The sequence below is a fragment of the Lysinibacillus sp. OL1 genome (genome assembly GCF_004332175.1).
Classification (GTDB): Bacteria; Bacillota; Bacilli; order Bacillales_A; family Planococcaceae; genus Lysinibacillus; species Lysinibacillus capsici.
On record NZ_SJDS01000011.1, the window covers coordinates 64,677 to 86,245 of the forward strand.

Annotated in this window: 23 protein-coding genes; 4 read left to right on the plus strand and 19 right to left on the minus strand. The window is 37.9% G+C overall.

What is annotated here, in order from left to right; genetic code table 11:
- Nucleotides 1-22: 22 nt before the first annotated feature.
- The 6 genes from EW028_RS18320 to EW028_RS18345 all read right to left on the minus strand — a co-directional run bounded on the left by EW028_RS18320 (nucleotide 23) and on the right by EW028_RS18345 (nucleotide 5,638).
- Nucleotides 23-1,690, minus strand: coding sequence for a ribonuclease J (locus EW028_RS18320; RefSeq protein ID WP_048391543.1), 1,668 nt, complete (start codon nucleotides 1,688-1,690; stop codon nucleotides 23-25).
- A 278-nt stretch (nucleotides 1,691-1,968) separates the two neighbouring features.
- Nucleotides 1,969-2,868 carry a 4-hydroxy-tetrahydrodipicolinate synthase gene (dapA, locus tag EW028_RS18325; protein WP_048391545.1) on the minus strand — a complete coding sequence of 300 codons (900 nt, stop codon included), beginning with the start codon at nucleotides 2,866-2,868 and terminating at the stop codon, nucleotides 1,969-1,971.
- Between the two features lie 13 nt (nucleotides 2,869-2,881).
- Nucleotides 2,882-3,919 (minus strand): aspartate-semialdehyde dehydrogenase, encoded by a 1,038-nt coding sequence (locus tag EW028_RS18330; protein WP_131521871.1) that lies wholly within the window; start codon nucleotides 3,917-3,919, stop codon nucleotides 2,882-2,884.
- A gap of 82 nt (nucleotides 3,920-4,001) precedes the next feature.
- The gene (locus tag EW028_RS18335; RefSeq protein WP_004224962.1) at nucleotides 4,002-4,592 is read right to left on the minus strand and encodes a dipicolinate synthase subunit B; all 591 of its coding nucleotides are present in this window, start codon (nucleotides 4,590-4,592) and stop codon (nucleotides 4,002-4,004) included.
- Nucleotides 4,586-5,365 carry an NAD(P)-dependent oxidoreductase gene (locus EW028_RS18340; protein WP_004224963.1) on the minus strand — a complete coding sequence of 260 codons (780 nt, stop codon included), beginning with the start codon at nucleotides 5,363-5,365 and terminating at the stop codon, nucleotides 4,586-4,588. The genes EW028_RS18335 and EW028_RS18340 overlap by 7 nt, the downstream gene beginning before the upstream one ends.
- Nucleotides 5,366-5,374: 9 nt before the next feature.
- The gene (locus EW028_RS18345) at nucleotides 5,375-5,638 is read right to left on the minus strand and encodes a YlmC/YmxH family sporulation protein (protein ID WP_004224966.1); all 264 of its coding nucleotides are present in this window, start codon (nucleotides 5,636-5,638) and stop codon (nucleotides 5,375-5,377) included.
- A gap of 142 nt (nucleotides 5,639-5,780) precedes the next feature.
- Between EW028_RS18345 and EW028_RS18350 the strand changes: the two genes are divergently transcribed.
- From EW028_RS18350 to EW028_RS18365, 4 genes are read left to right on the plus strand one after another with little or no spacing between them, the layout of a single operon-like run.
- Complete coding sequence (locus EW028_RS18350; protein ID WP_004224968.1) at nucleotides 5,781-6,158, plus strand: GntR family transcriptional regulator; 378 nt, start codon at nucleotides 5,781-5,783, stop codon at nucleotides 6,156-6,158.
- A gap of 1 nt (nucleotide 6,159) precedes the next feature.
- Nucleotides 6,160-7,002: an ABC transporter ATP-binding protein gene (locus tag EW028_RS18355; protein ID WP_131521872.1), complete on the plus strand. Its 843-nt coding sequence runs from the start codon at nucleotides 6,160-6,162 to the stop codon at nucleotides 7,000-7,002.
- A gap of 2 nt (nucleotides 7,003-7,004) precedes the next feature.
- The gene (locus tag EW028_RS18360) at nucleotides 7,005-7,631 is read left to right on the plus strand and encodes an ABC-2 transporter permease (protein ID WP_131521873.1); all 627 of its coding nucleotides are present in this window, start codon (nucleotides 7,005-7,007) and stop codon (nucleotides 7,629-7,631) included.
- A 10-nt stretch (nucleotides 7,632-7,641) separates the two neighbouring features.
- On the plus strand, nucleotides 7,642-8,256 hold the full coding sequence (locus EW028_RS18365; protein WP_131521874.1) for an ABC-2 transporter permease: 615 nt from the start codon (nucleotides 7,642-7,644) through the stop codon (nucleotides 8,254-8,256).
- 298 nt (nucleotides 8,257-8,554) lie between these two features.
- On the opposite strand, the gene EW028_RS18375 is transcribed toward EW028_RS18365, so the two are convergent.
- From EW028_RS18375 to rimP, 13 genes are all read right to left on the minus strand, one after another.
- Complete coding sequence (locus tag EW028_RS18375; RefSeq protein WP_131521875.1) at nucleotides 8,555-9,778, minus strand: M16 family metallopeptidase; 1,224 nt, start codon at nucleotides 9,776-9,778, stop codon at nucleotides 8,555-8,557.
- An 89-nt stretch (nucleotides 9,779-9,867) separates the two neighbouring features.
- Nucleotides 9,868-11,982 (minus strand): polyribonucleotide nucleotidyltransferase, encoded by a 2,115-nt coding sequence (pnp, locus tag EW028_RS18380; RefSeq protein ID WP_131521876.1) that lies wholly within the window; start codon nucleotides 11,980-11,982, stop codon nucleotides 9,868-9,870.
- A gap of 614 nt (nucleotides 11,983-12,596) precedes the next feature.
- Nucleotides 12,597-13,115: a DoxX family protein gene (locus EW028_RS18385; RefSeq protein WP_048391558.1), complete on the minus strand. Its 519-nt coding sequence runs from the start codon at nucleotides 13,113-13,115 to the stop codon at nucleotides 12,597-12,599.
- A gap of 438 nt (nucleotides 13,116-13,553) precedes the next feature.
- The gene (rpsO, locus tag EW028_RS18390; RefSeq protein ID WP_004224992.1) at nucleotides 13,554-13,823 is read right to left on the minus strand and encodes a 30S ribosomal protein S15; all 270 of its coding nucleotides are present in this window, start codon (nucleotides 13,821-13,823) and stop codon (nucleotides 13,554-13,556) included.
- Nucleotides 13,824-13,997: 174 nt separating this feature from the next.
- On the minus strand, nucleotides 13,998-14,945 hold the full coding sequence (gene ribF / locus EW028_RS18395; protein WP_131521877.1) for a riboflavin biosynthesis protein RibF: 948 nt from the start codon (nucleotides 14,943-14,945) through the stop codon (nucleotides 13,998-14,000).
- 12 nt (nucleotides 14,946-14,957) lie between these two features.
- The gene (truB, locus tag EW028_RS18400; protein WP_131521878.1) at nucleotides 14,958-15,869 is read right to left on the minus strand and encodes a tRNA pseudouridine(55) synthase TruB; all 912 of its coding nucleotides are present in this window, start codon (nucleotides 15,867-15,869) and stop codon (nucleotides 14,958-14,960) included.
- Between the two features lie 115 nt (nucleotides 15,870-15,984).
- Nucleotides 15,985-16,326, minus strand: coding sequence for a 30S ribosome-binding factor RbfA (gene rbfA, locus EW028_RS18405; RefSeq protein ID WP_004225003.1), 342 nt, complete (start codon nucleotides 16,324-16,326; stop codon nucleotides 15,985-15,987).
- A 77-nt stretch (nucleotides 16,327-16,403) separates the two neighbouring features.
- Nucleotides 16,404-16,682 carry a DUF503 domain-containing protein gene (locus tag EW028_RS18410; RefSeq protein ID WP_008178987.1) on the minus strand — a complete coding sequence of 93 codons (279 nt, stop codon included), beginning with the start codon at nucleotides 16,680-16,682 and terminating at the stop codon, nucleotides 16,404-16,406.
- The gene (infB, locus tag EW028_RS18415) at nucleotides 16,682-18,964 is read right to left on the minus strand and encodes a translation initiation factor IF-2 (RefSeq protein WP_131521879.1); all 2,283 of its coding nucleotides are present in this window, start codon (nucleotides 18,962-18,964) and stop codon (nucleotides 16,682-16,684) included. Before infB ends, EW028_RS18410 begins: the two co-directional genes overlap by 1 nt.
- Nucleotides 18,965-18,978: 14 nt before the next feature.
- A complete protein-coding gene (locus tag EW028_RS18420; RefSeq protein ID WP_004225011.1) occupies nucleotides 18,979-19,287 on the minus strand; it encodes a YlxQ family RNA-binding protein in 309 nt (102 codons plus the stop codon).
- Nucleotides 19,284-19,562, minus strand: coding sequence for an RNase P modulator RnpM (rnpM, locus tag EW028_RS18425; protein ID WP_131521880.1), 279 nt, complete (start codon nucleotides 19,560-19,562; stop codon nucleotides 19,284-19,286). Before rnpM ends, EW028_RS18420 begins: the two co-directional genes overlap by 4 nt.
- Nucleotides 19,563-19,698: 136 nt before the next feature.
- Entirely contained in the window at nucleotides 19,699-20,838 is a 1,140-nt protein-coding gene (gene nusA, locus EW028_RS18430; RefSeq protein ID WP_131521881.1) for a transcription termination factor NusA, read from the minus strand.
- Between the two features lie 24 nt (nucleotides 20,839-20,862).
- The gene (gene rimP, locus EW028_RS18435) at nucleotides 20,863-21,339 is read right to left on the minus strand and encodes a ribosome maturation factor RimP (protein WP_004269252.1); all 477 of its coding nucleotides are present in this window, start codon (nucleotides 21,337-21,339) and stop codon (nucleotides 20,863-20,865) included.
- Between the last annotated feature and the right edge of the window lie 230 nt (nucleotides 21,340-21,569).

The window sequence follows — 21,569 nt, forward strand, 5'->3', positions numbered from 1 at the left end:
CATATACGATGAGCTTGTTCAATTAATATTCCATAATTATAGGAATAATCATTGGGCGACGTTTTGTTTTTTGGAATAAATACGTATTTAGCGTATCTCTAATTTCTTGTTTAATGTTCGTCCATTCAAAGGTTTCTTTCCCAACGTACTTTTCAATCACATTCCTCGCAATGTCAGAAGCCTCAATCATTAATTCCTCTGATTCTCGTACATAGACAAAGCCTCGTGATAAAATTTCTGGCCCAGAGGCAATTTTCTTTTGTGCTCGATTTAATGTTACCACCACAATGAAAATACCATCCTGCGATAATAATTTACGGTCACGAAGGACAATATTACCTACATCGCCTACACCAATACCGTCAATTAAGACATTACCAGCTTGTACACGACCACTCATGCGCATTTTATTATTTTTATATTCTACGATATCCCCTTTATCCGCGATAAAAATTTGGGATTTTTGCATACCTAGCTGTTGTGCTAATTTAGAGTGCGCAATTAGCATACGGTATTCTCCTTGTACAGGAATAAAATACTTTGGCTGCATTAAGTTTAGCATCAGCTTTAAATCTTCTTGGCTACCATGTCCTGAAACATGGACATTTTTGCTAGAAGTCAAAATTTCAGCGCCTGCTTTTGACATTGAGTTCATTGTATTCGCCATTTGAACTTCCATGCCAGGAGAAGGTGTAAACGTAATTAGTACCGTATCACCTTGTTTAATTTTAATATCACGATGGTGCTTACGGACAATTTTTTCTAAAGCATCGAGAGGCTCTCCTCTGTTGCCTGTTGCAATAATGATAATTTCATCATCTTGATATTTTTGCATTTCCGAGATCGGAATAATTGTATCTTCTTCGACTGTTAAATAACCAAGCTGTACGCCTAAATCAACTGCCTTTTCCAATGGTTTGCCTACAATTACAACCTTACGGAATGATTTCTGAGCTTGAGCAAATACTTGTTGAATTCGAATAAAATTCGATGCGTAAACAGCTACTAAAATACGACCTGGTGCTGAGTGGAATGTTTTTGATAATTGTTCTTCAATGACAATCTCTGATGTCGTATATCCTGGTCGCTCAGCTTCGCAAGACTCAGATAATAGAATGAAAACGCCATCTTCACCTAGCTGTGCCATTTTTGCTAAATCAGGTTTAAATTTACCTGTCGCTGACTGATCGAATTTAAACTCTCCTGTATGAACAATCGCGCCTTCAGATGTATGGAACACTACCCCTAACGAATCGGGAATACTATGTGTTGTGTGGAAGAATGTTACATACGTTGAGTTAAAATTCATACGACTACGGTTTGTTACTTCAAAAAACTTTACTTGATGTGGTGCAGGTAATTCTTTTAAATGTTCCTTTGCTAATGCAATAGTTAATTTCGATCCGTACACAGGTGCCTTTATTTTTTGTAATACATAGGCAATAGAGCCAATTGCATCTTCATGACCATGTGTTAAGAAAATACCTTTCACACGTTCTTTATTTTCTTCTAAGTAAGTAATGTCAGGAATCACGATATCTATACCTAGCATTTCATCTTCTGGGAACATTAAGCCGCTATCCACCACAAATAGCTCTTCATCAATTTCTACTACGTACATGGCTTTCCCAATTTCGCCTACACCACCAAGAGGGATGATGCGGATTAATTCATTTTTCTTTTTTGTCAATTTATTTCCTCCTAAAAAATATCCCGAACAGCAACCACTTAACATTTATTATACGGTTTGCAAAGCTTTTGCACAAATTAAAAATACATGTTTCACGTTGGAAATAGATTTTCCTGCTATTTGCTTATTACTAGCAGATGGAAAACAAATATTGGCTATCCTGTATAAATAGAGCTAAATAAGTATTTGTAAGGACGAGGAGTTACAAATTTGGTACATACTTTTTATTTTATAAAATATAAAAAACGAGGCTGAAATGCTATCAGCCTCGCTGCTATTTATCTAAAACTTTTCGCTTTTTCTTGATACGTATCCCAAATTCGATCAAAATTAGCTTTCTCTTCATCTGTCATTTCCATCATTGGCAAACGAACATTGAGTGTATCAAATCCTAATTTTGTCATCGCATATTTAATCGGTGAAGGGTTGGGCTGAGCGAACAGCGCACGTACTAAAGGTAATAAGGCTCGGTGAATTTGGGCTGCTAGCTTATGATTTCCTTCTTCAAACGCTTTAATCATTAATTGCATATCATTGCCTACCACATGGGCAGCTACAGAAATAACACCTGCTCCGCCAATGGCCATTAGTGGGAGTGTTAAACCATCGTCCCCACTATACACTAAGAAATCATCAGCTGGATCAACATTCTCAATAACATCACCCATCTGATCTAAGTTACCGCTCGCTTCCTTAATCCAAGCAATATTAGGAATCTTGCTTAATGCAACAGAAGTTTCATAGGCAACATTGACCCCAGTACGCCCTGGAACATTATAAAGCATAACAGGGAGACTCGTTTGTTTAGCAATGGTTTCAAAGTGAGCATAAATCCCACGTTGATTTGGCTTATTATAGTAGGGAGCTACAAGCATAATGCCGTCCGCTCCATTTTCTTCTGCCTTATGTGTCATTGCGATAGAGTAAGCTGTTTCATTATCCCCAGTACCTGCAATAACTGGTACGCGTCCTGCTACTTTCTCAACTGTAAAGCGTACAACTTCAATTTTCTCTTCTGTAGACATAGTTGGGTTTTCAGAAGTCGTACCACAAGCAACAATACAATCAGTACCATTGTCTATTAAATGATTAATAATACGTTCTAGTTCTGGATAATTAATCGTGCCATCATTTTTGAACGGCGTAATCATTGCCGTTCCAATTCGACCTAAATTCATCCTTACACCCCTCTTATAGTAAGTTATCCTCAAGCATTGCTTCTGCAATTTGGATAGAGTTTAATGCGGCGCCTTTTAATAAATTGTCAGAAACGATCCATAGATGGAACCCTTTGCTGTTGTCTAAATCTTGACGGATACGTCCTACAAAAGTAGCGTCTTCCCCTTCTGCATAAATAGGCATTGGGTAAGTTTGTGTTGCAATATCATCTTGTAATACCACACCTGGTGCGTTGCGTAATACTTCGAAAATCTCTTGGATTGACGCGTCCTTCTCTACCTCAATATAAACAGATTCAGAGTGACCTGAAACGACTGGCACACGAACACAAGTAGCAGCTACTTTTAGCTCTGGTGCATGCATGATTTTTTTCGTCTCATTAATCATTTTCATTTCTTCGTATGTAAATCCATTATCTGTGAATTTATCGATTTGTGGAATGACATTACGAGCAATTGGGTAATGACGTTTATCACTACCAGACGGTAAAATATTTGCTTCTACATCTTTACCTGCATCCCAGTTTTCGCTTTGTGCCTTTAATTCTTGGATCGCAGAAATCCCCGCACCTGATACTGCCTGATAAGTTGAAACGATTACCTTTGTTAAACCAAATGCATGACGAATTGGTTCAAGTGCAGCTACCATTTGAATTGTCGAGCAGTTTGGATTCGCAATAATTCCCTTATGCTTCGCTAAGTCGCCTCTATTCACTTCAGGCACGACAAGCGGTACCTCTGGATCCATACGAAAATGGCTCGTATTATCAATAACTACTGCACCCCGCTTAGCTGCTTCTGGTGCAAGCACAGCTGATACTGAACCACCAGCTGAGAATAAAGCGACATTGACGCCTTCGAAAGCCTCAGGTGTCGCTTCTTCAATTGTATATGTTTCCCCATCAAATTCGATTGATTTTCCTGCTGAACGAGCAGAAGCTAGAAATTTAATATGTCCAATCGGAAATTTACGTTTAATCAACTGCTCCATCATTTTCGATCCTACTGCACCTGTTGCCCCAACAACCGCAACTGTTAACTGCTTTGTCATCTGTCATCTCTCCTTGAATACATGTTCCATAATGTGTGCTATTGTATCACAAAAATACTGAAAATTGTGTGTAATCTCTTATTTATTTGAAATATTGTATCAACAGCGGTTGTAATTGCTTTTTCTGCGTAATTGCTGCATGAACAGTATCCACCATTTGCTCAAAATCAGCAATTAAAGAATTTGGTTTGGAGTGAGGGGCATCCTGACCAAAGGGAATAAAATATATATTTTTGGCATTTAACAGCTTCATAATATTTATGCCATTTAAGCCTAGTGCATCGTTTGTGGAAATACCTAAAACTACAGGTGAACCATTACGCAAAGTTGCCTTTGCTGCCATTAACACAGGACTATCTGTTGCTGCATTAGCAAATTTACTGATGCTATTGCCTGTCATGGGGGCAATGACCATTGCATCTAATGGATTGGATGGACCAAATGGCTCTGCCTCTTTTATAGAAGAAATAACTTTTTCTCCTGTCAAAGCTTCTATTTTGGCAATCCACTCTTCACCTGTACCAAAGCGTGTAGCTGCATGTAAAACGGAATGGGTAATGATTGGAATTACTGTTGCTCCGACATCAATAAAATTTTGGATTTTAGGTACTACATCTTCATACGTACAATGAGAAGCAGTAATACCTAAGCCAATTCGTTTCCCCGTTAACAATTTTCTTCCTCCTCTATTGCCTTGCACAATATTGTAGCTGCATCATGTGCAAAGTATTTCCCAGGTAATGATGGCAATAGTACATATGTTTGTAATTGATCAGAATCTATATCTAAACATCCTGGCTCTGAAGCCAAGTCATATAAAACAGTTGGAACATGCTCTATAAATGATTCTGTGATCCATTTAGCAGGAATTGTATTAATAAAAATGCCATCTGTAATAGACCATTGACGATCATCTAAATTCGTGGCTTTATAACCATATGCTTTTGCTTCACTCACTTGTACAACTGAACGTGCAACAATATGAACATTTGCACCCATCTTAACTAGTAAAGAGGCGAGCATTTTTGCGATACGACCAAAACCTGCGATTGTGAAATTTTGTCCGTAAATACATTTTTGCTCGAGTCCGTAAAATGTGGCGATAAATCCCTCCGCTGTTAATCGAGCATTTTGCCAAATAAATGATTCTTGTTGTAAATAGCAAATAGATTCATTTTTCTCTAGTAATTGCTTCCAATGCATTGTTAATCGACCTGTATAAAATTTCACTTGTGATATACCATAGAGCTGCTCAACTTCTATTTTTAATGGAAGAATAGGTAATACAATTTTATTAGGCTGGAATTCTAAAACAAGTTTATTTAACTCTTCGTTCCATACGGTCGTTCTTTTATAAAACACTGTTCTCGATGGACTTCTTAGCATTGTAGCTAGTTCCTTTAATCGGGAGTCCTCACCGATAACAAGCCATTTTTCGTTTTCCAAAAGCTCACCTCACTGTAAATATTCTGACTGTACTGTAGATGTCTTATTAAATAAAATACGATCTTCACCAATTAAAATAATTTCATGCCAAGGTATCATTTCACTAACTTTCATTTTCTTTTTTTGGAATGGTAGTTTATCTTTTACAATTTCAAAACCATGTATTTTCCCTGTTTGCACATCTAATAGGCATTCTGTATGTGCCAGGATGCCAAAATGTACGCCACCCTCAATTTGAATTAACTCCTTATCCACCATCTCAGATAGTAACATGCCTCATCTCCCTCCTTGAGCCGTTACCTCAATATATGCCGACTTTTTGCAAATCGTGACCCCTACCAAAAGTACGAATATGTTGCATTTTCATCGCTATCTGTATATAGTGTATATATACAGTTATAAGAGGTGATGATTTGTGCATATCCATTTAAGTAATGCGAGTGAAAAACCTATTTATGAGCAAATCACCATACAGCTCAAGGAGGCTATTTTAGCTAATAAATTACAGGCAGGTGATGCACTACCTTCTATCCGCGCTTTAGCAAAGGATTTAAAAATAAGTGTGATGACCACTAAACGTGCCTATGCTGATTTAGAGCGAGATGGTTTCATTGAAACAGTCGCTGGTAAAGGGAGCTTTGTCACAGAACGAAATCAAGACTTTCTACGCGAGGAGCTATTACGGCAGGTAGAGGGGCACTTGCAAAAGGCAGCAAAAATAGCGAAAACCGCTGGACTTTCTAGTGAAGAATTACAAGAACTACTATCTTTAATGTTAGAGGAGGATAAGTAATATGAATGCCATTGAAATTCATGATTTACATAAGGGCTTTGAAGGCTTTTTTCTAAAAGATATAAGTTTTTCTGTCCCTCAAGGCACTGTAATGGGATTTGTTGGAGAAAACGGGGCTGGCAAATCAACTACGATAAAATGCATGCTGAATTTACTAAAAAAGGAATATGGCGAAATTTTGCTATTTGGCAAAGATCATGTCGAACACGAACTATCGATAAAAAACGACATCGGCGTTGTATTTGACGATTTACATGTACCAGAAACGCTAAATGCGACGCAACTCGACAAAATCATGAGAAAAGTATTTCAAACATGGGATTCAGACTATTATTTTGAAAGATTGGCTCAATTTAAGGTACCAAAGAGGAAGAAGATTAAGGAACTTTCACGAGGAATGAGGATGAAGCTATCAATTGCCTTAGCATTGGCACATCATCCAAAATTATTGATTTTAGATGAGCCCACAAGTGGTTTAGACCCTATTATTCGGGATGAAATTCTGGATTTATTTTTAGCATTTATGCAGGATGAAACCCACAGCATTTTATTTTCTTCGCACATTACAAGCGATTTAGAAAAAATTGCTGACTATATTACATTAATTCATAATGGTGAGATTTTATTGAGCGAGAGTAAAGATGCTTTATTATATGAATATGGTATTTTCAAAGGTAACAATGAGGAAGTAAACGACTTGCCAGAGCATGCTATTCTGAGAACCCGTCCTGGTGCATTTGGAATAGAAGCACTAGTTCTGAAAAATGAAGTAAATGAGGCTTTCAGACTTGAAAGACCTTCTATTGAAGATATTATGCTATTTTTCGTGAAAGGTAGTGTTTAAATATGGTAGGACTTATCCTAAAAGATTTAATGACCATTCAACGACAAATGAAAGCACAAGCATTTGTTCTTGTATTTCTTCTTGTGATGGCGATTTTTATGCAGCAAAGCGCAATGCTTCTAGCTGTTATTGTTTTTATTGTTACGATACAAGCGATAACTGCGCTTAGCTACGATGAACACAGTAAGTGGGATAAATACGCTAATACTTTACCAATTCCTAAAACGGATATCGTTTTAAGTAAATATATACTTAGTGTGATGTTAATGATTATCGGCCTTGTTATGGCATTACCTATCCTATTTTTCATCAATTTTTTTACCAATAACGACATTACTTCAGAATTTTTCCTAACGTTTAATTTGATCGTAACATCGGCGCTCTGTTTATTAGCCGTATTACTACCTATCTATATTAAATTTGGCTCTATTAAAGGAAGAATAGTCCTCATTGCGTTTTGTTTTATCCCTGGCTTCTTAACGGGGATGTTTAAAGAATATATCCCTGATATGACTCAAACCTTTTTATATTTAAAGCAATATGTCTATTTAGCACCTTTGGGCGGACTTATACTGCTCTGCCTCTCCTCTCTTGTTTCTACTGCTATTTATAAAAGAAAAGAGTTTTAGGAGGGATCCCATGCGAGCACTGTTGTTACAAAGAATCGTCGTACAAAAATGGACTATTCTTTTTACAATGACGATATGTTTACTTCTTCATTTTGTTCATTTACCTTTTGTAGATAGTCCTTCTATCGGATTATTTGTTGTCGTAATTTCAGCCAACATCGTAGATAATATATATAGAGGCGACCGTCAAGTAAAGTGGACAATGTATGTCAATACGCTACCTCTATCAAAGAAAAAACAATTGCAATCCGATTTTTTATTTTGCTATGGCCTTATTGCATTGCTCTTTATTGTCCTTGCGCCTATGTATTTCTCACAACCTGATGCATCTGAAAATTTTATAGAGCATCTTGCTATGTACTGTGCCTATATAAGTAGCGCTTCTTTCCTCATCTGTAGTCAATTTTATATTCAGCATCTTGATGAAATAGAGAGAATGCGAACGGTTAGAATGCTTACAGCTATTGTGCTTATCATTCTGCTAAATTTTGTTATTCATTATTATTTATCACTAGTAGCTGCAAATTTAATTATCTTATTCATACCAACACTGGTTAGTATCCTCATCACTTTTCTTGTGTTTCACAAATGTCTTTATTTATATATGGCAAAGGAAGTTTGCTAAACATTCATTAAAAATAGGAAATGGATTCCCATTGCAGGCTACTTGCTTTCCTATGGGCATATGCAGGGCCGCTACCTTCTTGGTTTAAAGGCAAACTAGTCTCACTATCCCTCGAGGGTAAAGTTTTCCACACCAGCTCATAAAGTGCTACCTTTTTAGCAAAGGTGTTCACTACTCATCTTATGGAGGGTTGTTGACACTTATCCACATTGAAAATAACAGACTTTCCCAGATAGTAAAGGAGAACTTCGAAATTAATCAAAGTTCTCCTTTTTATATGCTTCTAATTAAAATATCTTTATTCGCTAGGACCTATGATTGAGATAGCTGGCTCTGCTTTTAAAATTTTGGCAATCAGTCGATCCACCGATTCCATCGATACGGCATCGATCGATTTAAGAACCTCGTCTACTGTTCGATGCTTGCGATGGACAAGTTCACTTGTTCCATTACGATTCATACGAGCCCCCGTCCCTTCTAGCCCAAGGACAAAGCTGCCTTTAAGCTGCTCTTTCGCATTATCAAGCTCCTCCTCTGTAACACCACCCGCTACAATATCTAATAAAGTGGCATCAATCGTGTGCTGAAGCTGTGCTAATTGCTGTCGACTAGTACTACCATAAATCGTAAAAGCACCTACATCGGCATAACACGATTGATAGGAGAAAATAGAATAGGCTAGTCCACGTTCTTCTCGTACTTCCTGAAACAATCGAGAACTCATATTGCCTCCAATTATATTGTTAAGCGCAATAAAGCTATACATATCTGGATCTTTTACACCAATTGCTGGATAGGAAATCGCGACATGTGCCTGCTCTGTATCGCGTATTTTTGTAATTTCCCCTGGATAAAATGAAGGATTTGTCAGGACAGGCGCCATAGCATGCGGTGAAGGTTGATAGTGACCAAATAAATCTTCAATCGTTTGCATAAGCTGAGATGAAATATTACCTGCAATAGAAATAACAACGGACTCTGGCCCATAATGTTTATCCATGTATTGTCGTATAGCATCTGCTGTAAATGTCTTTAATGTAGCAGCTGTGCCTAGTATTGGACGACCGAGTGCATCATTCGGATACATGACACCCCACAGCTTCTCATGAACATCATCATCAGGAGCATCTTCGCTCATTAAAATTTCTTCTAATACTACTTGTCGCTCTTTTTCTAATTCTTCTTCCGCAAAGGTAGAATTAAAAAACATATCTGCTAGTATTGTGACCGCAAGCTCCGCATGATGATCTAAAACTTTAGCATAGTAACATGTATTTTCTTTCGATGTGAAGGCATTTAGCTCTCCTCCGATTCGATCAAATTCTTCAGCAATTTGACGAGCTGAACGAGTTGTTGTGCCTTTAAACAACATATGCTCAATAAAATGTGTGATACCATTCTCTTCAGGTAGCTCATAGCGAGAGCCAGCATTCACAAAAATACCTAATGCCACTGATCTTACATGATCAATTTGCTCTGATACAATACGAACACCATTCTGACATGTATGTACTTGAACCAAACTATCTCCCCCAATTATAAAAATCCTCTACTTTTCTTCTTGCTACTATCGAAAAAGGCTGCGCAATCTACGCAGCCTTTTAATCGATATTATTTTTCTTGTTCAGCGCGCTCTTTTTCCTCTTGAATTACTACTTTGCGAGATAAATTCACACGACCTTGCTTGTCGATTTCAATCACTTTCACAAGTAATTGATCACCAAGTTTTAAGACATCCTCCACTTGCTTTGTACGTTCCTCTTGAATTTCAGAAATGTGAAGCAAGCCATCTTTCCCTGGGAAGATTTCGCAAAAGGCGCCGAATTTTTCAATACGTTTCACTGTTGATAAGTAGTATTCCCCTACTTTTGCTTCACGTACGATATCTTCAATAATTTGTTTTGCACGTGCATTCATTGCTTCATCGGCAGAAGAAATATAGATTGTACCATCTTGCTCTGTATCAATCTTAACGCCCGTTTCTTCAATAATTTTATTAATTTGTTTACCACCTGGTCCAATTACATCGCGAATTTTATCAGGATTAATTTTTACAATAACAATTTTTGGTGCAAACGCAGATAATTGTTTACGTGGCTCTGGCAGTGTAGCAAGCATTGATTCTAGAATATGCATACGTCCAACTTTTGCTTGTGTCAGTGCTTCTTCTAAAATATTGCGAGATAAACCATCAATTTTAATGTCCATTTGTAGAGCTGTTACACCTTTAGCTGTACCAGCCACTTTAAAGTCCATATCGCCTAAATGGTCTTCCATTCCTTGAATATCCGTTAAAATAGAATAATGTTCACCTTTTTTAATAAGGCCCATTGCAATACCTGCAACTGGTGCTTTTAATGGAACACCTGCATCCATCATGGCTAATGTAGACGCACAAATAGAAGCTTGGGAAGTTGATCCGTTTGATTCAAGTACTTCTGATACACAACGAATTGTATAAGGGAAGACCGACTCATCAGGAATGACTGCTTCAAGTGCACGCTCACCTAACGCACCATGACCAATTTCACGACGACCTGGCCCACGGATTGGACCCGTTTCCCCTACAGAAAATTGTGGGAAGTTATAATGGTGCATAAAGCGTTTTGACTCTTCCACACCCAAACCGTCAATAATTTGTACATCACCAAGCGCACCTAATGTACAAATAGAAAGTGCTTGTGTTTGTCCACGTGTAAACAGACCTGAACCATGTGTACGTTGTAATAAGCCTGTTTCAGAAGAAAGTGGTCGGATTTCGTCGAGCTTACGACCATCTGGACGAATCTTATCTTCCGTGATTTGACGGCGTACTTCTTCTTTTACCATCTTGTCAAGAATTGTGTACACTTGTTTCATTGTTTCGTCGTCTGCTTCTTGCTCTTCATAGGAAGCGATAACTCGCTCTTTCACAGCTTGAATTGCCTCATCACGAGCATGTTTCTCTGCCGTTTGAATTGCATCATGCATATCAGTCTCACAAGCTGCTTTTATATCGGCTTGAATTGCTTCATCAATTTCAAATAGTGTCACTGGTAACTTTTCTTTACCAACCTCTGCCACAATTTGCTCTTGGAAAGCAATGATTTTTTTGATTTCTTCATGACCGAACATAATTGCTTCTAACATGATTTCCTCTGGTACCTCAAGTGCACCCGCTTCAACCATATTGATAGCATCTTTGTTCCCCGCTACAGACAAATGAATTGTTGAGCGATTCGATTGCTCTACTGTCGGGTTTACAATGAATTGTCCATCAATATAACCAACTTGTACACCTGCTATTGGCCCATCAAATGGAATATCAGAGATCGCTAATGCTAATGATGAACCAACCATTGCTGCCATTTCAGATGTACAGTCAGGATCATTTGACATAACCATAGAAATAACTTGTACTTCATTACGGAAACCATCCGGGAACATCGGACGAATCGGACGGTCGATTAAACGGCTTGCTAAAATCGCCTTTTCAGATGGACGTCCTTCACGCTTAATAAAGCCGCCAGGAATTTTACCTGCAGCATATAGACGCTCTTCATAGTTTACTGTTAATGGGAAGAAATCAAGTGGTTTAGGTGATTTTGACATTGTTGCTGTAGCAAGTACAGAAGTATCGCCATAGCGTACTAATGCGGCTCCGTTTGCTTGTTTTGCTAACTGTCCTACTTCAATTACAAGTGGACGGCCAGCCCATTCATAGGAATAGACTTTCTTTTCGTTCATTCAATGAACCCCTCTCTATTATAAAAACACTTACTTCGTCTGTATGTACTAATAGTAAGTGTACCAAAAATGCTTGTTCTATGCTAAATAATATTTCATGAAATAATCATACATTTAAATTCAGTTATTGCCAATTTATTTAAGATTTATTTCATTATTTTATTGAAAAAGCATTTTTGGTATATGGATTTTTTTATATTGATTCCTTCTTGACGAAAAGTAATGTATGTAAATGGAAATAACTGCTTCGCTAACATTAGTTTTTCAAATACAAGTTTAAACAATAGACTTATTATAACATGGAGCTTATCATACAACATCCTATAAGGTAAAAGAAAGTTGGCTCATCTAGGAAAGTTAGTAAGTCAGGCAAATAATAGTCGGGATTTACATAGTATTGAAAAGTAAAACCATCAATAGAATTTTTGTGAAAGTAGCGTAAGTGAGTAAAGCTGGATCATCGGACGCCCAGTGGAACGGAAATCACCCCCTCACCTTGCTTTTCTGCTAGTGACATTTCTTTTTTCAACAACTTAAATACCCCACCCATATAATGGGCGGGGTATACTCAGACTAATGAGTAGTCTCCTAATAGTAGATATGTAAAAAGTTTATTATGTAATTTTAACAGGTTGAACAACTTCTTTTTTCTTATTTCTCGCCATCTTTTCACCTATGATTGGCATAATGAAGCGGTCAAGCCCGAATTTCCCAGCATTGTAACCAGCAACGGCTATAAAGATTGCAAGTAAAATATCCCAAGGATTGCTAGATATAGTACCTGCCATTAGGAAGGCAAAATTCATGACCATACCGAAAAATGCAGCATATGTCGTTAAGCATCCCAGAATTAATCCTAGCCCTACTAAAAATTCTCCCCAAGGCACAAGAATATTAATTAGCTCAGCATTTGGCAAAGCAAATGATTCAATAAACTTTACATACAGTGGGTATGCGAGCTCTTCTCCACTTGTCACTGGATTTGCAATAGCATTGGCTAAAAAGCCAGATGCATCAAAGCCATTAAACAATTTTCCCCAACCTGCTGTAAGCCAATGCCAGCCTAAATAAACACGAATAACTGTTAAAATACCTGCAACAATATTATTCTCTCTTAATAATTGGTTAAACATCCTACTCACCCTTCTAAATGATTTAGTTTACATTTCACCAACTATTAACATAGAAAGTTTTTAACCCATAGCCATCGTTTACTAGTATTCAATGATAGCATTTAGATTGTATGATTGACGCTTATGTACCAATTTTGAGCCTCTATCCTATAATTTGCTGGATTGTATTTCATGAAATATAATAGCAATCTAGCCTTCAATTTATCTACTTCAATTACACTGCAATGATGAACGCAATGACTATAAATGGGCTGTGAAATGTGATTAGAATATATCACCCTTTTATCAAGTATCAAATCATTTTTATCTATCGTTCATCGTAGTGTAAAAAAGTTATGGCTTATTGTTGAACAAAATTAACAAGATTATCTCAAAAAAAAGACTGTAGACAAGCATCAGTTTGTCTACAGTCTAATATAGGATTACTTTTGCTATTAATTAGCGACGTAAGCCTAAACGGTTGATTAATTCACGGTAACGTTGTACGTCTGTTTCACGAAGGTATTTTAATAAGTGACGACGACGACCTACCATTTTAAGAAGACCACGCTCAGAGTGGAAATCTTTTTTGTGAGTACGTAAGTGAGTATTTAGAGCATTGATTTCCTCTGTTAATACTGCAACTTGTACTTCTGGTGAACCAGTGTCACTTTCGTGAGTACGGTACTCAGCGATAATTTCGTTTTTTCGTTCTTTTGTAATAGCCATTTGTATGGACCTCCTAAATTATAATTAATCCCCATTAGCACAGTAAACGTTGGAGTCATCGATCTACCGAGCTAAGGTTAAGCATTTATGCACTTATGAATATTACCATAAATCACATAGTCAAGCAAGTAAAACGTCGACTTGGCTAATGTGACGACAATAATGAAGGACTTCTTATAGCTGGTTAAAGTAACGGATTGCTTCTTGTTTATCCTTTTCAATTTGTGTTTTCAAGGCCTCAATACCATCGAATTTGCGTTCACTTCGTATACGTTTATACCATGCCACATGTACTTCTTCACCATAGATATTTTTATCAAAGTTTAAAATATGAACTTCAATCGATAATTGCTTATCATTTGGATCTTTGAAAGTTGGCTTATAGCCCACGTTGCAAACACCATCATACCAATTATTTTGTACAAGCAGACGTACAGCATAAACACCACTTGCTGGAATAAACGTTCCTTCTAATGCTTGGACATTTGCAGTAGGGAAACCAATAGTACGACCACGTTTATCACCATGGACAACAATCCCATTGATTTCAAACGGTCTCCCTAATAAAACTGTTGCTTCTTCCATATCGCCTTCTTGTAATAGCTTGCGTATACGAGTAGAGCTGATTTTCTCAACATCATCTGTTTTCTTCTCAACAATTGTAACGCCATACTCACCATTACTTAATAAACGCATATCTTCCATTGTTCCCTTACCAAATGCTCCAAACGAATAATCGAAGCCAGCTGTCACATGCTGAATATTTAATCCACGGATAAATGTATCAATAAATGCCGCTGGTGAAAGTTTGGCAAAATCTGAAGTGAAGTGGACAACGAATACCGTATCCACACCCTGTTCTTCAAACAGCTGTAATTTCTGTTGTAAGAGTGTAATATAAAAAACCTTTTCGTTACGTCCACCAAGGACTAATGAAGGATGTGGATCGAATGTCATCACTGCAGTTGGAATTTGTCGCTTGTTGCCCTCTTCCTTAGCCGCCTTGATAACTGCTTGATGCCCTCTATGTACACCATCGAAAAAGCCAAGAGCTAATGAATACGGCTGCATGCTTTCTCGTTGCTGTAATTGATGTGGGTATTTTAAATGAATGACCTCCATTGAAAAATCCTCCTACTCTATCGTCGGAAACATCTTATGTGGCTTCATCAAACCATCCTTTGTTGGGTGAGCTTGATAAACCGCAACTGCCTTTCCATTGATTCCATACACAATTTTATCATGACTATTTAATAATGCATCTGCTGGAAGCACTTGTCCATTGAAAATTTCTTTTTCATTGGCATTCGTGATCTCAATATATGGATAGTCTGCTAACGCATACTCGACAGGTAAAATGCAGGAAGCTACTTGCTCAGCCTCCATTAGCTCTGCAACCTGTGCTAACGTAAAACAGTTATCCTGTGTAAAAGTACCAGAAGCAGTACGTACAAGCTCCTTCATATGCGCTGGATAGCCAAGCGCCTCACCAATTTGCACAGCTAGTGTTCGAATATACGTCCCTTTGCTACAAGCGATACGTACTGGAAATGTAATTTCTTGCCCCTCATATTGTGCTGTCTCATCAAGTAGCTCTAAATCATAAATTGTTACTTGACGAGTTGGTCTTTCAACACTTTCGCCTTTTCGCGCATATTCATAGAGGCGCTTCCCATTTACTTTTACTGCTGAAAACATGGGTGGTGTTTGTTCAATAACTCCAGTCAATGAAGCTAAAACCTCTAACAACTGCTCCCGAGAAAAATTTTTTATCGTAAGATCTTCTTCAACGGTTTCACCTTCTGCATCCTCGGTTGTCGTGGTACGACCTATTGAAATGATTGCTTCATAGGTTTTCCCTGCGTCAGTTAAATATTCCGCTATTCGAGTTGCTTGGCCAATACAAATTGGTAGTACGCCCTCAACACCTGGATCCAGTGTACCTGTATGCCCAACTTTTTTTGTCCGCAAAATTTTGCGTAATTTAAAGACACAATCATGGCTTGTCATGCCTCTTTCTTTCCAAAGCGGTAAAATACCGTTCATATAGCTCCTCCCAAATTGCTTACTCTATCATTTATTTATTCATTGGCAATATAATTTTTTCCATGAAGCTAAAAAGTCTGCCTGCATAAACATGCATGTGGCAGACTTTTTCAGCTTATTCTTTGTGTAAATCTCTTAACAATGAATCAATACGGTTCCCATATTCAATCGATGAATCAAATTCAAAGATTAATTCTGGTGTACGTCGTAAACGAATGCGTGATCCGATTTCAGAGCGAATAAAGCCCGAAGCTTTTACTAAAGCTTTAAGCGTTTCCTCTCGTTCACGTTCGTTGCCTAAAGATGTAATATAAATTGTCGCTTGCTGTAAATCACCCGTTACTTCAACACCTGTAACAGTCACAAAACCAACACGCGGATCTTTTATTTTACGGCCAAGAATATCACCAAGCTCCTTTTTCATTTGCTCGGCAACACGGTTTGAACGTAGAGACATAATTTGTCACCTCTATTTCGATGTACAGATAGTTGATATTTTATGGCTAAATCATACGCTCAACTATCTACTGTTACTTATAAATAATCTCGCCACACATTAAGCTGTTCCCATGACGGATTTGACTCTAAATAGTGGAGCGCGTGATTAATTTCTCGTTCAGCTGCTTCTTTGGACGAAGAAACAGCAACAAGTGCTAATTTCGTACGCTGCCATACATTTTGATGGTCAATTTCCGCAATAGAAACGTTAAATTTCTGCTTTGTGCGGGTAATCATACGCTGTAAGACAGCACGCTTTTCCTTTAACGAATGGGCAGTTTGAATGATAAATTCAACCTCTGCATACACGATCATTAGGCGCGTTTAACCTCTTCCATAATATAGGCTTCAATAATGTCGCCTTCTTTAATATCGTTGAAGTTTGTAATCGTAATACCACATTCGTATCCTTTTGCCACTTCTTTTACTTCATCTTTGAAGCGTTTAAGCGTATCTAGCTCACCTTCAAAAATAACGACGTTATCACGGATCACACGTACACCTGAATCACGTGTTACCTTTCCTTCTGTTACATATGAACCAGCAATTGTACCAACTTTTGATACTTTAATTGTTTGACGAACTTCTGCTTGACCAATAATTTTTTCTTCAAATTCAGGATCAAGCATACCTTTCATTGCTTGTTCAATTTCTTCAATTACTTTATAGATAATGCGGTGTAAGCGAATATCTACACCCTCTTCTTCTGCTGCACGTTTTGCGTTAACATCCGGACGTACATTAAATCCAATAACGATGGCATTAGAAGCTGCTGCAAGAGAAATATCAGATTCGGTAATAGCTCCAGCACCTGTATGAATAATTTTCACATTTACGCCTTCCACATCAATTTTCATTAGGGAGGCTGCCATAGCTTCAACAGTACCTTGAACGTCAGCTTTCACAATTAAGTTGAGCTCTTTCATTTCGCCTTGGCTCATTTGTTCAAATAAGTTATCAAGCGTTACACGTTGTTTTTCTGAACGTTGTGCTTGAATCGCTGACATTGCTCTTGTTTCTCCAACCTGACGTGCGGTTTTCTCGTCTTCAAAGACAACGAAACGGTCACCTGCTTGAGGTACATCATTTAAACCTGTAATTTCAACTGGAGTTGATGGGCCAGCTTCTTTTACTCGACGACCTTTGTCATTTACCATCGCACGTACACGACCATACGTATGACCTACAACGATTGGGTCACCTACTTTTAATGTTCCATCTTGTACTAAAAGCGTAGCAACAGAGCCACGACCTTTATCAAGCTGAGCTTCGATTACTGTTCCAAGTGCTAAACGTTCTGGATTTGCTTTAAGCTCGCCTACTTCAGCTACAAGTAAAATCATCTCTAACAATGTATCAATGCCTTCACCTTTTAACGCTGAAATTGGAACGAAAATTGTATCTCCACCCCATGCTTCAGGAACTAAACCATGTTCTGTTAATTCTTGCATCACACGATCTGGATTTGCCGATGGTTTATCCATTTTATTCACAGCCACAATTATTGGTACTTCAGCAGCCTTGGCATGATTGATCGCTTCTACTGTTTGTGGCATAACACCATCATCAGCAGCTACAACTAAAATTGTTAAATCCGTTACTTTTGCACCACGCGCACGCATTGTTGTGAAAGCCGCATGTCCTGGTGTATCAAGGAATGTAATTTTCTTGTCGCCTTCTGTCACTTGGTATGCACCAATATGTTGTGTAATACCACCAGCTTCTCCTGCTGTTACCTTTGTATGGCGAATAGAGTCTAATAAAGTTGTTTTACCATGGTCAACGTGACCCATAATTGTTACAACTGGCGGACGTTCTGATAAATCTGCCTCGTTTACTTCTTCTGTTTGCTCGAAGTGTGTTTCTAAATCCGTAATATCTACACGAATTTCTTCTTCCACTTCTACACCGTAGTCTGCGCAAATTAATTCAATTGCATCCTTATCTAATTCTTGGTTAATTGTTGCCATTACGCCAAGCATGAATAATTTTTTAATGATTTCAGATGGCTCACGGTGTAATTTTTTTGCTAATTCTGCAACTGATAATGATTCAACAAAAGTAATTTTTTCTGGAAGTTCCTTTTGTTTCACTGGAATTGATGGTTGATGCGTTTTTGGATGGCGACGTTTGCCTCCATGAATCCCTGGTTTTGGACGTTGGTTGTAACCACCGCCACCTCTACGATTATTATTGTTATTATTATTATTTTGTGTCATATTTCTATTTTGATTACCTTTTGTATTCTTAGATTTTTCGTTAGACGAATTTGAGTTTTGCTGTGCATGTTGCTGATTGTTTGCTTTTGGCTTAGAAGTAGCAGATTGCTGCCTTTGTCCTTCTTGCTTTTTCACCGAATGCTGTGGTTTTTGCTGGCCATTTGATTGAGATTTTTGTGCCATGTTTTGAGTTGATTGTTTTGCTACATTTTTCTCAGGTGTTGCTTTAAATGTTTGATTTAACTTTGCCACAGCGTCTTTTTCCAACATAGACATATGGTTTGTTACACTCACATTTAATTTACTTAGTGCTTCAATAACCTCTTTACTCGTTTTATTCACTTGCTTCGCATATTCATGAACTCTGATTTTGGTCATCTGCTCACCCCCGATTAGTTTTCGTTGAGTAGACTAGACAATTTACTTGCAAAACCTTTATCGGTAATAGCTAAAGCCACACGGGCCTCCTTACCTGTAGCATGTCCTAGATCATATCGATCTCCAATTACATGATACTCAACGTTGTAGTACGTGCACTTATCTTGAATTTTTTTACTAGAGTTTTTAGAAGCATCGTTTGCAAGCAGTACTAGTTTAGCATTGCCATTGCGGACTTCCTTTACTACTAACTCTTCTCCTGAAATCACCTTACGTGCTCTTGCTGCGATTCCAAGCAAATTAAATATTGCTTGATTTATCATAAAATTGACTCCCTACGAATCAGCAAAATAAGTTCCTCGTATATTTCTTCAGGAATTTTCACATCAAGTTGGTGCCCTAATACATTTTTCTTACGCGCGAGGTCAACTGCCTGCTCTGATTTAGAGACATAGGCACCACGCCCAGGCTTTTTCCCGGAGATATCTACACTTACTTCGCCCTCTTTCGAACGAACAACACGTATCATCTCTTTCTTTGGTAGCATTTCTCCAGTTGCTACACATTTACGAAGAGGTACTTTTTTGTTTACAGCCATAAGAATCACCATTCCTCTCTGAAGCTTGTCGTAAGAGGTGGACAAGTCATGCTCTACTTGACGCTCTGACAGTATTCAGTCGGCGTAGGGGGCCCACTGAATACTGTCAGCTAACTTGTCACACGGGCTTTCTTACTTATTCTTCGTCGTCTTGATATAAGTCAACTGCTACATCATCAAAATCACTTTCTTCATCATCAGCAGGGATGAAAGTGCTTGTAGCCGAAGGATAAATACCTAATTCACGAGCATCAGTCTCACTCTTAATATCAATTTTCCAGCCAGTAAGCTTCGCTGCTAGGCGAGCATTTTGCCCACGTTTACCGATAGCTAGAGATAATTGATAGTCTGGTACCACGACTGTTGTCGACTTTTCTTCTTCATTCACTTGTACATCTAATACTTTTGATGGGCTTAATGCATTAGCTACAAATACAACTGGGTCTTCAGACCATTCTACGATATCAATTTTTTCGCCATTTAGTTCATTGACAATCGTTTGTACACGAGCTCCCTTTGCTCCAACACATGAACCAACTGGATCCACTTCCTCATTATGTGCGAAAACAGAAATTTTAGAGCGATCTCCAGCTTCACGTGCAATTGATTTAATCTCTACAATACCCTCATAAATTTCAGGTACTTCCATCTCAAATAATCGACGTAATAAACCAGGATGTGTACGAGACACAATCACTTGAGGTCCACGTGTTGTACGTTCCACTTTTGTAATATACACTTTAATACGATCATGCGGATGATAAGATTCACCTTGGATTTGTTCATTAACAGGCAATGCCGCTTCTACTTTGCCTAAACCTACATAGATATTACGAGCATCTAAACGTTCAACAACGCCAGTTACGATATCATCTTCACGATCTACGTATTGCTCATAAATTAAACCTCGTTCCGCTTCACGTACGCGTTGTGTAACTACCTGCTTTGCTGTTTGTGCAGCAATGCGTCCAAAGTTACGTGGTGTTACTTCCTGCTCCACGATATCCTCTAGCTGATAGGCTGGATTAATGACTTTTGCATCTTCTAAAGAAATTTGCAAACGATCATCTTCTACCTCTTCCACAACATCTTTACGTGAAAATACACGAATTGAGCCCTTATCTAAATTTAAGTCTACTCGAACATTTTGTGCTTGGTTAAAGTTGCGTTTGTAAGCTGTAACTAATGCCGCTTCAATGGCTTCGATTAACACATCTCTTGAAATTCCTTTTTGTTCTTCTAGCGCATTCAGCGCATCTAACAAATCACTACTCATTTTGTTTTCACTCCTAAATATGCTTTATGCTGAAAAATCAATGGCAAGTCGTGCCAATGCGATTTTTTCTTGTTCAATTGTTACTGTTATTTTACGTGTTTTAATACGCACTTCCATCACTAATGTATGTTCATCGTATGACGTTAAGTAGCCTTGGAATTCCTTCATGTCCTTGATGGGCTCATAGGTTTTTACATAAATAAACTTGCCAACTGCTTTGACAAAATCTGTATCTTTTTTTAATGGACGTTCCGCTCCAGGCGAAGAAACTTCTAAATAATAGTTTTGTGTAATTGGATCTTTTTCATCCAATAACAAGCTTAGTCGTTCACTCACTTGAGCACATTGATCGATGTCAATTCCACCTTCAGGTGTATCAACATAGACACGTAAAAACCAGTTACGTCCTTCTTTTACGAACTCAATATCCACTAGCTCAAGATTTAACTCATCCACAATTGGTTTAGCGAGCTCTTCAATTAAAGATGGTACTTTGCTCATTATTTCCTCCTGTATTTATCAAATTCTAGCGTATGAATTGTTCATCACTATCAAGTTAACGCAGTAATGAACCATAATAAAACAGAAATTCCACCAGTTGCTTTGGTGAAATTTTACGGTCTTACCTGCTGTTAGTCAAAATTTGTTTTGCTACGGTTAAACAACAGAAAAGAGCGGGTATGCCCCACTCTTTTGCTGGAAAAATATCAACAAATTATTACCATAAGAAT

Excerpts from the sequence above, each read along its gene's own strand:
- dapA (WP_048391545.1), bottom strand. The coding sequence starts at position 2,868 with ATGAATTTAGGTCGAATTGGAACGGCAATGATTACGCCGTTCAAAAAT.
- EW028_RS18330 (WP_131521871.1), bottom strand. The coding sequence starts at position 3,919 with ATGACAAAGCAGTTAACAGTTGCGGTTGTTGGGGCAACAGGTGCAGTA.
- EW028_RS18345 (WP_004224966.1), bottom strand. The coding sequence starts at position 5,638 with ATGTTACTATCTGAGATGGTGGATAAGGAGTTAATTCAAATTGAGGGT.
- EW028_RS18355 (WP_131521872.1), top strand. The coding sequence starts at position 6,160 with ATGAATGCCATTGAAATTCATGATTTACATAAGGGCTTTGAAGGCTTT.
- EW028_RS18360 (WP_131521873.1), top strand. The coding sequence starts at position 7,005 with ATGGTAGGACTTATCCTAAAAGATTTAATGACCATTCAACGACAAATG.
- EW028_RS18365 (WP_131521874.1), top strand. The coding sequence starts at position 7,642 with ATGCGAGCACTGTTGTTACAAAGAATCGTCGTACAAAAATGGACTATT.
- pnp (WP_131521876.1), bottom strand. The coding sequence starts at position 11,982 with ATGAACGAAAAGAAAGTCTATTCCTATGAATGGGCTGGCCGTCCACTT.
- EW028_RS18385 (WP_048391558.1), bottom strand. The coding sequence starts at position 13,115 with ATGTTTAACCAATTATTAAGAGAGAATAATATTGTTGCAGGTATTTTA.
- rpsO (WP_004224992.1), bottom strand. The coding sequence starts at position 13,823 with ATGGCTATTACAAAAGAACGAAAAAACGAAATTATCGCTGAGTACCGT.
- ribF (WP_131521877.1), bottom strand. The coding sequence starts at position 14,945 with ATGGAGGTCATTCATTTAAAATACCCACATCAATTACAGCAACGAGAA.
- truB (WP_131521878.1), bottom strand. The coding sequence starts at position 15,869 with ATGAACGGTATTTTACCGCTTTGGAAAGAAAGAGGCATGACAAGCCAT.
- rbfA (WP_004225003.1), bottom strand. The coding sequence starts at position 16,326 with ATGTCTCTACGTTCAAACCGTGTTGCCGAGCAAATGAAAAAGGAGCTT.
- EW028_RS18410 (WP_008178987.1), bottom strand. The coding sequence starts at position 16,682 with ATGATCGTGTATGCAGAGGTTGAATTTATCATTCAAACTGCCCATTCG.
- infB (WP_131521879.1), bottom strand. The coding sequence starts at position 18,964 with ATGACCAAAATCAGAGTTCATGAATATGCGAAGCAAGTGAATAAAACG.
- EW028_RS18420 (WP_004225011.1), bottom strand. The coding sequence starts at position 19,287 with ATGATAAATCAAGCAATATTTAATTTGCTTGGAATCGCAGCAAGAGCA.
- rnpM (WP_131521880.1), bottom strand. The coding sequence starts at position 19,562 with ATGGCTGTAAACAAAAAAGTACCTCTTCGTAAATGTGTAGCAACTGGA.
- nusA (WP_131521881.1), bottom strand. The coding sequence starts at position 20,838 with ATGAGTAGTGATTTGTTAGATGCGCTGAATGCGCTAGAAGAACAAAAA.
- rimP (WP_004269252.1), bottom strand. The coding sequence starts at position 21,339 with ATGAGCAAAGTACCATCTTTAATTGAAGAGCTCGCTAAACCAATTGTG.